This is a genomic window from Mycobacterium sp. E2238, from assembly GCF_001672665.1.
Classification (GTDB): domain Bacteria; phylum Actinomycetota; class Actinomycetes; order Mycobacteriales; family Mycobacteriaceae; genus Mycobacterium.
On record NZ_LZKF01000165.1, the window covers coordinates 17,131 to 32,387 of the forward strand.

The 15,257-nt window shown below is 68.3% G+C and carries 13 protein-coding genes; 12 read left to right on the forward strand and 1 reads right to left on the reverse strand.

The window, feature by feature from the left end:
• The first annotated feature begins 42 nt into the window (after positions 1–42).
• From secA to A5711_RS14680, 6 genes are all read left to right on the forward strand, one after another.
• Positions 43–2,865: a preprotein translocase subunit SecA gene (gene secA / locus A5711_RS14655; RefSeq protein WP_067947649.1), complete on the forward strand. Its 2,823-nt coding sequence runs from the start codon at positions 43–45 to the stop codon at positions 2,863–2,865.
• 139 nt (positions 2,866–3,004) lie between these two features.
• The gene (locus tag A5711_RS14660; protein ID WP_067947651.1) at positions 3,005–3,751 is read left to right on the forward strand and encodes a hypothetical protein; all 747 of its coding nucleotides are present in this window, start codon (positions 3,005–3,007) and stop codon (positions 3,749–3,751) included.
• 33 nt (positions 3,752–3,784) lie between these two features.
• A complete protein-coding gene (locus A5711_RS14665) occupies positions 3,785–5,335 on the forward strand; it encodes an HD domain-containing phosphohydrolase (protein ID WP_082975739.1) in 1,551 nt (516 codons plus the stop codon).
• Between the two features lie 69 nt (positions 5,336–5,404).
• Positions 5,405–6,160: a methanethiol S-methyltransferase gene (gene mddA / locus A5711_RS14670; protein ID WP_067947655.1), complete on the forward strand. Its 756-nt coding sequence runs from the start codon at positions 5,405–5,407 to the stop codon at positions 6,158–6,160.
• A 71-nt stretch (positions 6,161–6,231) separates the two neighbouring features.
• On the forward strand, positions 6,232–6,714 hold the full coding sequence (locus A5711_RS14675) for a cation:proton antiporter regulatory subunit (RefSeq protein ID WP_067947657.1): 483 nt from the start codon (positions 6,232–6,234) through the stop codon (positions 6,712–6,714).
• A gap of 4 nt (positions 6,715–6,718) precedes the next feature.
• A complete protein-coding gene (locus A5711_RS14680; RefSeq protein WP_067947659.1) occupies positions 6,719–7,876 on the forward strand; it encodes a cation:proton antiporter in 1,158 nt (385 codons plus the stop codon).
• A 7-nt stretch (positions 7,877–7,883) separates the two neighbouring features.
• Here A5711_RS14680 and A5711_RS14685 read toward each other — a convergent pair whose 3' ends face one another.
• Positions 7,884–8,426, reverse strand: a complete 543-nt coding sequence (locus A5711_RS14685; RefSeq protein ID WP_197520089.1) for an Rv3235 family protein — start codon at positions 8,424–8,426, stop codon at positions 7,884–7,886.
• A gap of 183 nt (positions 8,427–8,609) precedes the next feature.
• Here A5711_RS14685 and A5711_RS14690 point away from each other — a divergent pair, with 183 nt between their 5' ends.
• From A5711_RS14690 to A5711_RS14715, 6 genes are all read left to right on the forward strand, one after another.
• Positions 8,610–10,031, forward strand: a complete 1,422-nt coding sequence (locus A5711_RS14690; protein ID WP_067947664.1) for a wax ester/triacylglycerol synthase family O-acyltransferase — start codon at positions 8,610–8,612, stop codon at positions 10,029–10,031.
• Positions 10,032–10,072: 41 nt separating this feature from the next.
• Complete coding sequence (gene ppk2 / locus A5711_RS14695) at positions 10,073–10,939, forward strand: polyphosphate kinase 2 (protein WP_067947666.1); 867 nt, start codon at positions 10,073–10,075, stop codon at positions 10,937–10,939.
• A 33-nt stretch (positions 10,940–10,972) separates the two neighbouring features.
• Complete coding sequence (locus A5711_RS14700; RefSeq protein WP_067947667.1) at positions 10,973–11,452, forward strand: hypothetical protein; 480 nt, start codon at positions 10,973–10,975, stop codon at positions 11,450–11,452.
• 94 nt (positions 11,453–11,546) lie between these two features.
• Positions 11,547–12,743 carry a ferredoxin reductase gene (locus A5711_RS14705; RefSeq protein WP_369829940.1) on the forward strand — a complete coding sequence of 399 codons (1,197 nt, stop codon included), beginning with the start codon at positions 11,547–11,549 and terminating at the stop codon, positions 12,741–12,743.
• Positions 12,744–12,840: 97 nt separating this feature from the next.
• Entirely contained in the window at positions 12,841–14,136 is a 1,296-nt protein-coding gene (locus A5711_RS14710; RefSeq protein ID WP_067947669.1) for a fatty acid desaturase, read from the forward strand.
• 51 nt (positions 14,137–14,187) lie between these two features.
• Entirely contained in the window at positions 14,188–15,252 is a 1,065-nt protein-coding gene (locus tag A5711_RS14715) for an AraC family transcriptional regulator (protein WP_082975740.1), read from the forward strand.
• Positions 15,253–15,257: the final 5 nt, after the last annotated feature.

The following is a 15,257-nucleotide window of genomic DNA, read 5'->3' on the forward strand; positions in this document are numbered from 1 at the left end:
GACTCCTACCAACAGGGGACCATCCCAAAAGGGGACAACACCGTGCTGTCGAAGTTGCTGCGCCTTGGCGAAGGTCGCATGCTCAAGCGTCTCAAGCGGGTGTCTGACTACGTCAACACCCTGTCCGACGAGGTCGAAAAGCTGACCGACGCCGAGCTGCGGGCCAAGACCGACGAGTTCAAGAAGCGGCACGCCGACGGTGAAAGCCTCGACGACCTGCTGCCCGAGGCGTTCGCGGTGGCCCGGGAGGCGGCCTGGCGGGTGCTCGACCAGCGCCCGTTCGACGTACAGGTGATGGGCGCCGCGGCGCTGCACTTCGGCAACGTCGCCGAGATGAAGACCGGTGAGGGCAAGACCCTGACCTCGGTATTGCCCGCCTACCTCAACGGCATCGGCGGCAAGGGCGTACACGTCGTCACCGTCAACGACTACCTGGCCAAACGCGACAGCGAGTGGATGGGCCGCGTGCACCGCTTCCTCGGCCTGGACGTCGGCGTGATCCTCGCCCAGATGACGCCCGACGAGCGCCGCGTGGCCTACAACGCCGACATCACCTACGGCACCAACAACGAGTTCGGCTTCGACTACCTGCGCGACAACATGGCGCACTCGCTCGACGACCTGGTGCAGCGCGGGCACAACTTCGCCATCGTCGACGAGGTCGACTCCATCCTCATCGACGAGGCCCGCACCCCGCTGATCATCTCCGGTCCCGCCGACGGCGCCTCCAACTGGTACCTCGAGTTCGCCCGGCTGGCGCCGCTGATGGAAAAGGACGTCCACTACGAGGTGGACCTGCGCAAACGCACCGTCGGCGTGCACGAGCTCGGGGTGGAGTTCGTCGAGGACCAGCTCGGCATCGACAACCTCTACGAGGCCGCCAACTCGCCGCTGGTCAGCTACCTCAACAACGCGCTGAAGGCCAAGGAGCTGTTCAACCGCGACAAGGACTACATCGTCCGCGACGGCGAGGTCCTCATCGTCGACGAATTCACCGGCCGCGTGCTCTACGGCCGCCGCTACAACGAGGGCATGCACCAGGCCATCGAGGCCAAGGAGCACGTCGAGATCAAGGCCGAGAACCAGACGCTGGCCACCATCACGCTGCAGAACTACTTCAGGCTCTACGACAAGCTCGCCGGCATGACCGGTACCGCCCAGACCGAGGCGGCCGAGCTGCACGAGATCTACAAGCTGGGCGTGGTGCCCATCCCGACCAACAAGCCGATGGTCCGCACCGACTGCTCCGACCTCATCTACAAGACCGAGGAAGCCAAGTACATCGCGGTGGTCGACGACGTCGTCGAACGTTACGAGAAGGGCCAACCCGTCCTGATCGGTACCACCAGCGTCGAGCGCTCGGAGTACCTGTCGCGGCAGTTCCAGAAGCGGCGCGTCCCGCACAACGTGCTCAACGCCAAGTACCACGAGCAGGAGGCGCAGATCGTCGCCGTGGCCGGCCGCCGCGGCGGGGTCACGGTGGCCACCAACATGGCCGGCCGCGGCACCGACATCGTGCTGGGCGGCAACGTCGACTTCCTCACCGACCAGCGGCTGCGCGAGCGTGGCCTCGATCCGGTCGAGACCCCCGAGGAGTACGAGGCGGCCTGGCACGAGGAGCTGCCGCTGGTCAAGGAGGAAGCAGGCAAGGAGGCCGCCGAGGTGGTCGAGGCCGGTGGCCTGTACGTGCTGGGCACCGAGCGTCACGAGTCGCGACGCATCGACAACCAGCTGCGCGGCCGCTCCGGCCGGCAGGGGGACCCGGGCGAATCGCGCTTCTACCTGTCGCTGGGCGACGAGCTGATGCGCCGGTTCAACGGAGCCGCGCTGGAGGCGATGCTGAACCGGCTCAACCTGCCCGACGACGTGCCGATCGAAGCCAAGATGGTCACCCGGGCGATCAAGAGCGCGCAGACCCAGGTCGAGCAGCAGAACTTCGAGGTCAGAAAGAACGTCCTCAAGTACGACGAGGTGATGAACCAGCAGCGCAAGGTGATCTATGCCGAGCGTCGCCGCATCCTGGAAGGCGAGAACGTCAAGGACCAGGCGCTGGGCATGGTCCGCGACGTGGTCACCGCGTACGTCAACGGCGCGACCGCCGACGGCTACGCCGAGGATTGGGACCTGGAGGCGCTGTGGACGGCGCTGAAGACGCTGTACCCGGTCGGCATCGAGCACGAGAAGTTGATGCGCCTGGACGGTGACTCCGACCGCGACGACCTCACCCGCGAGGAGTTGCTCGACGAGCTGCTCAAGGACGCCGAACGTGCTTATGCCGCAAGGGAAGCCGAGCTCGAGGAGCTCGCAGGCGAGGGCGCGATGCGGCAGCTGGAGCGCAACGTGCTGCTCAACGTCATCGACCGCAAGTGGCGCGAACACCTCTACGAGATGGACTACCTCAAGGAGGGCATCGGGCTGCGCGCGATGGCGCAGCGCGATCCGCTGGTGGAGTACCAGCGCGAGGGCTACGACATGTTCATGGCCATGCTCGACGGCATGAAAGAGGAGTCGGTCGGCTTCCTGTTCAACGTCACCGTCGAGGCGGTGCCGTCACCGCAGGTCGCACCGGTGGAAACGCCGGAGGGGCTCAAGGACCTCGGAACCGCCGCCGACCAGGGCGACGCCGCCCCGGCCCCGCGGGAAGAGCCGCCAACCCAGTTGCGCGCCAAGGGAATTGACAACGAGGCGCCCGCCATGACCTACTCCGGCCCGTCGGAGGACGGCTCGGCGCAGGTGCAGCGCAACGGCGGCGACGGGAAGGCCCCGGCCGGGGTTCCTGGCGGGGCGAGCCGGCGCGAGCGGCGGGAAGCCGCCCGCCGGCAGGGCCGCGGCGCCAAGCCGCCCAAATCGGTGAAACGGCGCTAACCCCTCCCCTTTTCGCGAATGTGCGGCTAGCTGCACACTCGGCGCCGAGCGTGCGGCTGGCTTCACACCCGGCGGGTGCCGGAAGATTTGAGGCAGCCGCCCCATGCGGTGTGGCCGTGCGGGCGCGCACCATTCACGCATGACCAAAGCACGCACCCCACTGGACGCCGCCACGGCCGTCCTGCAAAAGCCCGACCTGCCCGCCGGAGACGACGAACGATTCGTCGGCTTCGGTGTCATGGGCCTTCCGTTCGCCGGCGGCCACTATCTGGCGCTGCGGCATTTTCCGGCCACGTCGTTTTCGCCCGGCTACCGGTCGGTGTGGCATCGCGACCCCGACGGGGCGTGGACCTTCTACGCGACGACGCCGGGTCCGCAGAGCTGCGCTCGCTTCTTCAGCGCGGCGACCCCCAACGACGCGGTGCAGTGCGACATCGACGTCGCCTGGGTCACCCCGTGGTCGCTGTTCGTGGAGATCCCGGGATTGCTTGCTTGGCAGATCGATATCGGTTCCACTCCGTCGACGCGACTGATGAGCGTGGTCGGCGGGCGGTTGCCGGCGCGCGCGTGGACGAACCGGGCGGTGCTGGCCGCGATCGGCCGAGCCGCGGGCCCGACCCTGCGCGCCGGCCGGGTCCGGCTCTCGGGAACAGCGCCCAACGGGCAACGATTCATGATCGCCCCCGCGCGGGTATGGGCCGTGATGCAGTCGCGCGCCATATGGCGCGACGTGGACCTCGGGCCTGTCGGTCCGCTGCCGCGTCAACCGCGGCTGGCCGGTTTCCGGCCGCCGCAACGGGGCCTGTTCGTGGTGGGCTCGGGACATTTCGAAACGTTCGACGCCGACCGACATCATGCCGTCGGGCGCACTGTGCCAATCGGCTGACCGCGGGCCGATGAGCTGGGCACAATGAGGCCCATGTCGGAGCCCGAATTGCCGACCCGTGCGGAGCTGCTGGCGGCCCTGTCGGTGGCGATCGACCTCGGTCTGGGCCAGCCCGCCGAGCACATGCTGCGGGCGGCGCTGATCGCGACCAGACTTGCCGACCGGCTCGGGCTCGACGCGGAACAGCGGGACTGCACCTACTACACGACCTTGGTCATGTGGATCGGCTGTCACGCCGACTCGCATGAGTACGCGCGGTGGTTCGGCGACGACATCGCCGTGCGCCACGACTCGTATCTTGTTGATTGGTCGGGCTTACCGTACTTGCGGTTCCTGGCCGGGAACGTGGGGCGCGGCCACCCGCTGGCGCACCGGTTGAGCGTGATGGCAACGCTGTTCGCCAACGCGCGCGGCCATATCTCCCGGTTGATCCACTCGCATTGCACCTCGGCGGCCGTGCTGGCCGACCGGATCGGCCTGGGCCCCAACGTGCAGGCGGCGGTCGCGTTTGCGTTCGAGCGCTACGACGGCGGTGGGCTGCCCGCCGGAGCCCGGGGCGACGAGATCCCGATTCAGATGCGGATCGCCCAGCTGGCCGACATGGTCGAGGTGCACCACCGGACCTATGGCGTTGCGGGGGCCGTGGCCATGGTGAGCGACCGGCGCGGCGGACAATTCGATCCCCAGGTCGCCGACGCCTTCCTTCGCCACAGCGAGGAGGTTCTGGCCGGCCCGCCGGCCGGCGACGCGTGGGCGGCGGCTCTGGCCGCGGCGCCCGACCGGCATCGACGGCTTGACGACCGATCGCTGGACGCGTTACTCGTCGCCCTCGGCGACTTCGTCGATCTGAAATGCCCGTTCACCCTTGGACATTCGCGTGCGGTGGCCCGGCTCGCCGGGGACGCCGCGCGAGCCGCGGGTGTCGACGCCCACGCGGTGGCCCTGACGCGGCGAGCGGGGCATGTCCACGACCTGGGCCGCATCGGGGTGTCGAATCAGATCTGGTCCAGGCAAGGATCGTTGACGGCCTCGGAGTTCGAACGCGTTCGGCTGCACCCGTATTTGACCGTGCGCATCCTCAACCAGGTATCCGGCCTGCGGCAGCTTGCCGAAGTCGCGGGCAATCACCATGAATGCCTTGACGGGTCGGGATATCCCCGCGGGCTCGCCGGGCCGGCGCTCGGCCCGCCGGACCGCATTCTGGCTGCGGCGGTCTGCTACCAGTCCGCTTGCGAGCCGAGGCCGTATCGCGAACAGATGTCGCCGGACGCGGCAGCCCGGCGGCTGCGCGGGCGGGTGCAAGCCGGTGAACTCGAATCGGTCGCCGTCGAAGCAGTGCTGCACGCGGCGGGTCAGCCGGCGCAACGGCCCCACATGCGGCCGGACGGGTTGACCCCCAGGGAGATCGAGGTGCTGTGCCTGGTCGCGCGCGGCGCCTCGAACAAGGAGATCGCCGCGTCGTTGGTGATCAGCGAGAAAACAGCCCGCAACCATGTCGAACGGACCTACGCCAAGATCGGCGTATCGAACCGCATCGGCGCCAGCATGTACGCGCTGCGCAACGGACTAGTCAAAAATGCCTAGGGCCCTGCCCGCCGAAGATGAGGCAAACGACCTATATCCGAACGTGTGTGGCCGGCGGACACTTAGCCCATGAAGCGATACTTGACGCTTGGTTACGGCGCCGCGGCGTACCTGCTCTTCCTCGCGGCCTTTCTGTATCTCATTGGTTTCGTGGGCAACCTCGCGGTGCCGCGAAGCGTCGATCACGCGCTCACCGCGCCAGTCACCGCGGCGATACCCATCAACGCGGCGTTGGTGGCCTTGTTCGGCCTCCAGCACAGCGTGATGGCCCGGCCCGCGTTCAAGCGATGGTGGGTGCGGTTGGTGCCGACGTCGATCGAGCGCAGCACCTATGTGCTGCTGTCGAGCGTGGTGCTGGCCCTGCTGTACTGGCAGTGGCGGACGATGCCGACGGTCCTCTGGGATGTGCGGATGCCGGCGGCCCGCGCGGCGTTGTGGGCGCTCTTCTGGCTCGGCTGGGCGATCGCGCTGCTGGCGACGTTCCTGATCAACCATTTCGATTTGTTCGGGCTCCGGCAGGTGTATCTGGCATCGCGCCAAAAGCCTTACACCAGTGTCGAATTCCGCGTACGTCTGCTCTACCGCGTGGTGCGTCACCCGCTGATGCTCGGGATGCTCATCGCGTTCTGGGCGGCGCCGACCATGACGGCGGGACACCTGCTGTTCTCGATCGGCATGACGACCTACGTCCTGATCGCCACGCAGCTCGAAGAGCGTGACCTGGTCGCGTCGATCGGCCACCCCTACCGCGAGTACCGCCGCGAGGTGTCGATGCTGCTGCCGATTCCGCGCCGCCAGGCCACGGGCGTTGCCCGGCAGGGCTGAATCTTTGTAATTGGTTAGCGGCTCGGCGATCGGATGACGGCGCCTGCGGTCGACCTGTCAGGATTGACGGTATGGATGTCAAGGAGGTGCTGCTGCCGGGCGTCGGCCTTCGCTACGAATTCACCGATCACAAGGGCGACCGCATCGGCATCATCGCGCGGCGCAGCGGCGATTTCGAGGTCGTCGTCTACGCCCGGGAGGACCCCGACGAGGCCCGGCCGCTCCTGCACCTCAGTGACGAAGAGGCCGAGGCGGTGGCCCAGATCCTGGGGGCACCGCGCATCGCGGAGCGGTTCACCGAGTTGGCCCGCGAAATACCCGGACTCGAGACGGGGCAGGTCCACATCCTGGCCGATAGCCCCTTCGTGGGCCATCCCCTGGGCGACACCCGCGCCCGCACCCGCACCGGCGCCTCCATCGTCGCGATCGTGCGAAACGAGGAAGTGCTGGCCTCGCCGGGTCCGGCCGAAATGCTCTATGCCCGAGACGTTTTGATTGTCATCGGCACCCAGGACGGCATCGCCGGCGTCGAACAGATCATCGACAAGGGCTGAGCCGGTGCAAGTTTCGTGGGCGCTGCTGTTACAACTCGGCGCCCTCCTGGCCACGCTGGCCGTAGTGGGCGCCATCGCACGCCGATTCGCCCTGTCTCCGATCCCGGTGTACCTGCTGGCGGGCTTGTCCCTGGGTAAGGGCGGGATCCTACCGCTGGACGCCGGCGGCCAGTTCATCACCACGAGCGCGCCCATCGGCGTCGTGCTGCTGCTGCTCACCCTGGGCCTGGAGTTCTCCGCCGCCGAGTTCGCCGCCAGCCTCCGCCACCACCTGCCGTCGGCGGGTGTCGACGTCGTCCTCAACGCGGCGCCCGGTGCGATCGCCGGCTGGCTGCTGGGATTGGACGGCGTGGCGATCCTGTGCCTGGCCGGCGTCACCTACATCTCCTCCTCGGGTGTCATCGCGCGGCTGCTGGAGGACTTGCACCGGCTCGGTAACCGGGAGACGCCGGCGGTGCTCTCCGTGCTGGTCCTCGAGGACTTCGCGATGGCGGCCTACCTGCCCCTGTTCGCCGTCCTGGCATCCGGCGGCGGCTGGCTGCACGCCGTCGTCGGCATGGTGGTGGCGGTGGCCGCGCTGTTGGCGGCGTTCGCCGCGTCCTACCGCTGGGGCCACCACGTCGGCCGGCTGGTCGAGCACCCGGACTCCGAACAGCTGCTGCTGCGGGTGCTGGGCATCACCTTGATCGTGGCGGCGCTGGCCGAATCCCTGCACGCGTCGGCCGCGGTCGGCGCGTTTCTGGTGGGGCTGACGCTGACCGGGGAAACGGCGGACCGGGCCCGCCGGGTGCTGGGCCCGCTGCGGGATCTATTCGCCGCCATCTTCTTCCTGGCGATCGGCTTTTCGGTCGATCCGCACGCGCTGGTCCCGATGCTTCCCGCGGCGCTGATCCTGGCCGCGGTCACCGCGGCGACCAAGGTGGCCACCGGGATCTTCGCCGCCCGGCGCGACGGCGTGGCGCGGCGCGGGCAACTGCGCGCGGGTACCGCGCTGGTCGCCAGGGGCGAATTCTCGCTGATCATCATCGGATTGGCGGGCACGTCCATTCCGGCGGTCGCCGCATTGGCGACGGCGTACGTGTTCATCATGGCGATCGTCGGGCCGGTGCTGACCCGCTACACGGGCGGCCCGCTGGCGCCGACCGCCGGGCCCGCGCGGTGACGGGCGGTCAACCGATGTGCAGGGCCACCACCAGCCAGCCGGCGCCGGCGGGCGCCCGCTCGACGCGGCAGGCGATGGCGTGGATCCGGTTGCCGCGGCTGTACGAGCCTGAGACCTCGGCCGCGGCCTCCGGGTCCCGACCGGACGGCTGCAGGCGCAGCCGCCGAAGCACCGCCGCGCCCTGCCGACCGGCGGCCGCATGGCCCACCGAGACGACGGAATCCACGAGGCTTGGCGTCAGCAACGGGCGCAGCTGGGCGGCGGGGCGGCGGCGGTCGATGACCTCCAGCACGCGGCGCAGCGCCGCGTCGGCGAACACCGCCGCCTGCCGCATCGGCCCCGACAGCGCGGCCCGCGGCTCCTCGGGCGGCTGATTGCCGGGCGGGCAGGGCCGGTGCGGCGCGTGGGCGCTGCGCCGGCGCAACGGTGCGCGGGACGACGGCAGGCAGGAGGGAACGCTTCGTGGCACGTCTTGTGCCGGGGGCTCGTAGTCGACGACGGGCAGGACGGCGAACGCGCCGGGCGGACCCGCGACAGGACTGATGTTCAACGCGCACTCTCCAACTCTTCGGCCGAACCGGGAGCCCGCTGGAGAGTGGCAGGCAGTGGTCATCATGGCACAACTCGGGCTCGCGCGTACCCGCGCTCGGACGCCGCCCGGCCGGACGATTACCGTGGGCGACAAATCTCCTTCAGCAACAGGGCGATCATTCGGTGAGGAGGACTGCGCCCTATGGTGACCCGGCTGTCCCCATCGGACGCGGCGTTTTTTCGCCTGGAGAACACCGCCACCCCGATGTACGTCGGATCACTGTCGATCCTGCGCCGGCCGCGCGCCGGACTGAGCTACGAGACGCTGCTGGCCACCGTCGAGCAGCGGCTGCCCCAAATTCCGCGCTATCGGCAAAAGGTCCGGGAGGTGCGGGTCGGGTCGGCCCGGCCGGTCTGGGTCGACGACGGCGACTTCGACATCACCTATCACGTCCGGCGCTCCGCCCTGCCCTCCCCGGGCAGCGACGAACAACTGCACGAGCTGATCGCGCGGCTGGCCGCCCGGCCGCTGGACAAGTCGCGGCCGCTGTGGGAGATGTATCTGGTCGAGGGCCTGTCCAAGAACCGGGTGGCCCTGTACACCAAGTCGCATCAAGCCGTCATCAACGGCATGACGGCGCTGGAAATCAATCACGTCATCGCCGATCGCACCAAGCGACCGCCGCCCTTTCCCGAAGACATCTGGGTGCCGGAACGCGACCCGGGTGACGCGCGGCTGATCTTCGGAGCCATCGGCGATTGGTTCGTGGGGCCGGGCACCCAGCTGCAGGCCGTCGGCTCGGCCATCGGTGGGCTGGTGACCAACAACGGCGAACTCCTCGCCGCCGGCCGGCGGATCCTCGATTTCGCGCGCACCGTGGCGCGCGGCACGGCCCCCAGCAGTCCGCTCAATGCGACCGTTTCGCGCCACCGCCGGTTCACGGTCGCGTGCGGCAACCTCGCCGACTACCGCACGGTGCGCGCCCGGTACGACTGCGACGTCAACGACGTGGTGCTCGCGGTGATCGCCGGCGCCCTGGGCAGCTGGCTGATGTCACGCGGGGTGGCGGTGTCGCCGACCGCGACGGTGCGGGCCATGGCGCCGCTGTCCATCTACGCCGACGGTCAGCTCGATGCGACCGGGCCCGGTCAGGCCATCAGCCAGGTGATGCCGTTCTTGGTCGACCTGCCGGTGGGGGAGCCGAACGCGGTGGTGCGCCTCTCGCAGATCGCGCACGCCACCGAGTCGAACCCGACGGCCGCCCGCCTGGTGGACGCCAGGACCATCGTCACGCTGTCGGGGTTTGCGCCACCCACGTTGCACGCCATGGGCATCCGGGTCGCCACCAGCTTCCCCACCTTTTCCAGGCGGACGTTCAACCTGCTGATCACCAACGCGCCCGGGGCCCAGTCGCAGATGTACATCGCCGGCACCAAATTGCTCGAGACCTATGCCGTCCCGCCGCTGTTGCACAACCAGGCGCTGGCCATCAGCGTGACGTCGTACAACGGCATGCTGTATTTCGGCATCAATGCCGACCGCGAAGCGATGAGCGACGTCGAGCTGCTGCCGGGCCTGTTGAACCAATCGCTCGAGGAATTGCTGGAAGCTTCCCGGTCGTAGTCGGAGGTCAACCTTGCTGCCTGGATCTATCATCCGTTGATATGAGCATCGCGACCAAAGACGGCGAGTCCGCGAAGGCGCACAGCAAGAAGTCGGCTTCGCCGCCCGTGCGCAAGGTGCCCGACGAGATTTATCGAGCCGAATTGTTCCGGCTGCAAACGGAATTCGTCACGCTGCAGGAGTGGGTGCGGCACACCGGCGCCCGCGTCGTGGTCATCTTCGAGGGCCGCGACGGGGCGGGCAAGGGTGGAACCATCAAGCGGATCACCGAATACCTGAACCCGCGGGCCGTCCGCATCGCGGCGCTGCCCGCGCCGACGGAGCGCGAGCGCGGACAGTGGTACTACCAGCGCTATATCGCCCATCTGCCGGCCAAAGGGGAGATCGTGCTGTTCGATCGGTCGTGGTACAACCGCGCCGGTGTCGAGAAGGTGATGGGATTCTGCACGCCGCAGGAGTACGTGCTGTTTTTGCGGCAGACACCGATCTTCGAGCAGTTGCTGATCGACGAGGGGATCCTGCTCCGCAAATATTGGTTCTCGGTTTCCGAGGCCGAACAGCTGCGCCGCTTCAGGGCGCGGCTGAATGATCCTGTGCGGCAATGGAAATTGTCAACGATGGATCTGCAATCGGTTTACCGGTGGGAAGAATATTCGCGGGCCAAGGATGAGATGATGGTGCACACCGATACCTCGTTCAGCCCTTGGTATGTGGTGGAATCGGACATCAAGAAGCACGCGCGGCTGAACATGATGGCCCATTTGCTGTCGACGATCGACTACCACGAGGTGGAACGGCCGAAGATCAAACTTCCGAAACTTCCGCTGCCTGCCGTGAGTTACCAGCGCCCGCCGCGCGACCTGGCGACGTATGTCGACGACTTCGCGGCCACGTTGATCGGGGACTGAGCCATCCAGGTCTACATTCCGGCCACGCTGGCCATGTTGCAGGGCCTGGTGGCCGACGGCTCGTTGCGGCCCGTCAACGGCACCGCGTTCGCCCTGACGCCGACGTTGCGTGAGGCGTACGCCGAGGGCGACGACGACGAGCTCGCCGAGGTCGCGCTGCGCGAGGCGGCGCTGGCGTCGCTGCGCCTGCTGGCCGACACGGAAGCCGAAGGGGCGCCCGGATCCCTGCCGCCGCGGCGCGCGGTGCTGGCCGCCGAGGTGGGCGACGTCACCTTCCGTCCCGACCTCGACGACGCGGTGGTGAGACTCGGCGGGCCCGTCGCGCTGGCGGACGTGATCGCCGCGTACGTCGACAATGCGGATGCCGAGCCGGCCGTGACGAAGGCGATCGAGGCCATCGACGCCGCCGACCTGGGCGATGAGGACGCCGAACTGATTGTTGGCGACGCGCAGGACCATGACTTGGCGTGGTACGCCAACCAGGAGCTGCCGTTCCTGCTCGAGCTGCTGTAGGGGCGAAGGGTGGCGTGTTCTCGGCCACGACGCTAGCTACGCCACCGTAGGTTACGGTACCGTAGGTTTCGTGAGGCCCACCGAATCGACCACAATGGTCAGCGCAAGTAAGACGCCGCGTAGTGAGCAGGAGCCTCCCCTGGGCAGACGTAACCCATCGATCACGGGCAACGTCGTCGAAACCACGCGGCCAGTCGTCGCCGGCGCCGACCGGCACCCCGGTTGGCACGCGCTGCGCAAGCTGGCCGCCCGCATCACGACACCACTGTTGCCAGACGACTACCTGCATCTGGCCAATCCCCTGTGGTCGGCGCGGGAAGTGCGGGGCCGCATCCTCGAGGTGCGCCGCGAGACGGAGGATTCGGCGACCCTGGTGATCAAGCCGGGGTGGGGCTTCAACTTCGACTACCAGCCGGGTCAGTACATCGGGATCGGTCTGCTGATGGACGGACGCTGGCGCTGGCGGTCGTATTCGCTGACGTCCAGCCCCGCCGCGACGTCCGGGTCCGGCTCGGCGCGCACGGTGACCATCACGGTGAAGGCGATGCCCGAAGGGTTTCTGTCGTCGCACCTGGTGGCGGGCGTCGAGCGGGGGACCATCGTCCGGCTGGCCGCCCCGCAGGGCAACTTCGTGTTGCCCGACCCGGCGCCGTCATCGATCTTGTTCCTCACCGCCGGATCCGGGATCACGCCGGTAATGTCCATGCTGCGAACGCTGGTGCGCCGCAACCAGATTGGCGACATCGCGCACGTCCATTCGGCGCCGACGGAATCCGACGTGATGTTCCGGGCCGAGTTGGCCGCGCTGGCGGCCGACCATCCGGGCTATCGCCTACTGCTGCGGGAGACCCGTACCCAGGGCCGTCTCGACCTCGCCCGGCTCGACCACGAGGTACCGGACTGGCGCGACCGGCACACCTGGGCCTGCGGGCCGGAGGGCATGCTGACCCAGGCCGAGAAGATCTGGTCGGCGGCGGGCATCGGTGACCGGCTGCACCTGGAACGGTTCGCCGTGTCCAAGGCCGCGCCGGCCGGCTCCGGCGGAACGGTCACCTTCGCCCGGAGCGATCGCGCCGTCGTCGCCGACGCGGCGACGTCGTTGATGGACGCGGGGGAGGGTGCAGGCGTGCAGATGCCCTTCGGCTGCCGAATGGGTATATGCCAGTCGTGCGTCGTCGGCCTGGTGGAGGGGCACGTCCGTGACCTGCGCACCGGCGCGGAACACGATCCGGGCACCCGGATTCAGACCTGCGTGTCCGCCGCTTCCGGCGATTGTGTGCTCGACATCTGAAGGCTACTCACAGGTAACCTACGGAATCGTAGGTTACGATAACGTAGGTCTGGACCTGGTTTAGGACGGACAAATCGACCGCAGGGAGAAAAAGACGATGGCGATCACCGACGTCGACGTATTCGCCCATTTGACGGACGCCGACATTGAAAACCTGGCCGTTGAGCTGGACGCCATCCGCCAGGACATTGAAGACTCTCGCGGCGCGCGCGACGCCCGCTACATCCGCCGCACGATCGCGGCCCAGCGCGCGCTGGAGGTGGCGGCCCGGCTGACGCTGGCCGCCAGCTCGAAGCGCTCGGCCTGGTGGGCCGGGACCGTCACGCTGGGCGTGGCCAAGATCATCGAAAACATGGAGATCGGCCACAACGTCATGCACGGCCAGTGGGACTGGATGAACGACCCGGAGATCCACTCCTCGACGTGGGAGTGGGACATGAGCGGGTCGTCGAAGCACTGGCGCTACACCCACAACTTCGTGCATCACAAGTACACGAACATCCTCGGGATGGACGACGACGTCGGCTACGGCTTGCTGCGCGTCACCCGGGACCAGCGCTGGAAGCGCTTCAACCTGTTCAACCTGGTCTACAACACCCTGCTTGCGCTGCTCTTCGAGTGGGGCGTCGGCCTGCAGCACGTGGAGCTCGGCAAGATCGTCAAGAAGCGGATGGAGCAGGACGACGCCCGCCAGCGGGTGGACGAGTTCCTGGCCAAGGCCGGCCGGCAGGTGGTCAAGGATTACGTCGCGTTCCCGGCGCTGACCGCGCTGTCACCCGGCGCCACCTACCGATCCACGCTGAAGGCCAACGCGGTCGCGAACATAATCCGCAACGTGTGGGCCAACGCCGTCATCTTCTGCGGCCATTTCCCCGATGGCGCAGAGAAATTCACCAAGACCGACATGATCGGCGAGACCAAGGGGCAGTGGTACCTGCGCCAGATGCTGGGCAGCGCCAACTTCGAGGCCGGGCCGGCGCTGCGGTTCATGAGCGGCAACCTGTCCCACCAGATCGAGCACCACCTGTTCCCGGACCTGCCGAGTAACCGGTATGCGGAGATCGCGGTGCGGGTGCGCGAGATCTGCGACAAGTACGACCTGCCCTACACCACCGGGTCGTTCCTGGTTCAGTACGGCAAGACGTGGCGCACGCTGGCCAAGCTGTCGCTGCCGAACAAGTACCTGCGCGCCGACGCCGACGACGCTCCGGAAACCCGCAGCGAGCGCATGTTCGCCGACCTGGAGCCCGGTTTCGCGGGCACCGACCCGGAGACCGGCCGGCGGCGCGGGCTGAAGACAGCCATCGCGACCGTGCGTGGCTGGCGGCGCGCCAAGCGTGCGCAGCGTGACGCGCAGCGCGCGGTCGGCGGCGCGGACGACCTGGCCGCCTAGCCTTTCCGCCGTGCACGTTCGGCGCTTCGGCCGTTCGCCATACTGGGACACGTGCAGGTGTTCGTCGGATCGCAGGTGTCGCACTGGGATTTTCCGCGTAGCACCGCCAGTGTCGCGTTGATGACCGAGTTCGGTTGCGAGAACGGCCTTGCCGTGACGGACCTGCTCGAGGGAACCGGCCTGACGCAGGCCGACCTGCACGACCACAACCGGATGATCGTCGGACGCCAGGAGCTGGCGGTCGTGACGAACCTGGTGAACCTGCTGGGGAACCCGGCCGACCTCGGGGTGCGGGTGGGCGCCAGCTATCACGTCGGGTCGTTGGGCATCTTCGGTTTCGCCTGCCTGACGAGTTCGACGCTGGGCGACGCCGTCCGGTTCGCCGCCCGGTTCTACGAGCTCAGCTACGGCTTCTGCCTGCCGACCGTCATGGTCGAGGGACCGGTCGCGGCAATGCGGCTCGACCTGCCCGACTTGACCGGGCCGGTTGCGGAGTTTCTGGTGCGGCGTGACCTGGCGGCCATCGCCCGGGTCATGGCGGAGATGCTGGGCCGCCCGGTCCCGTTCACCTCGATCGAGTTCGCGGGCCCGGCGCCCGCATCGGGAGACGCCTTGGCCCGCAAGGCATTCGGCGTGACACCCCGTTACGACTCGCCGGCGAACGTGGCGCGCTGGCCCGCCGCCCTGCTGGACAACCCGCTCCCGCAGGCCAGCGAGATGACCGTGGCCATGTGCGAGCAGCAGTGCCTAGCCCTGTTGGAACGCCGCCGCGAGCGGTCCGGTGTTGCCCGGCGGGTCCGCGACCGGCTGGCGTCGGTCGACGGCGAACCCCACACGATCGCGGCCGTCGCCCGGCAGCTGGCGATGAGCGAGCGGACGCTGCGGCGGCGGCTCGCCGAGGAAAACACGAGCTTTCGCGACCTGGTCGAAGAGGTGCACCGGGTGCTCGCCGAGGAGCTGTTGGCGACGGGCGCGCTGTCGGTCGACGACGTCGCGCTGCGGCTCGGTTACGCCGAGGCGACGAGCTTCATCGCCGCGTTCAAGCGGTGGACCGGCACCACACCCGCGCGCTATCAGCGTTCGGTCGCGCCGCGGGCCCGGCTGCAGACCGTCTGATCGTG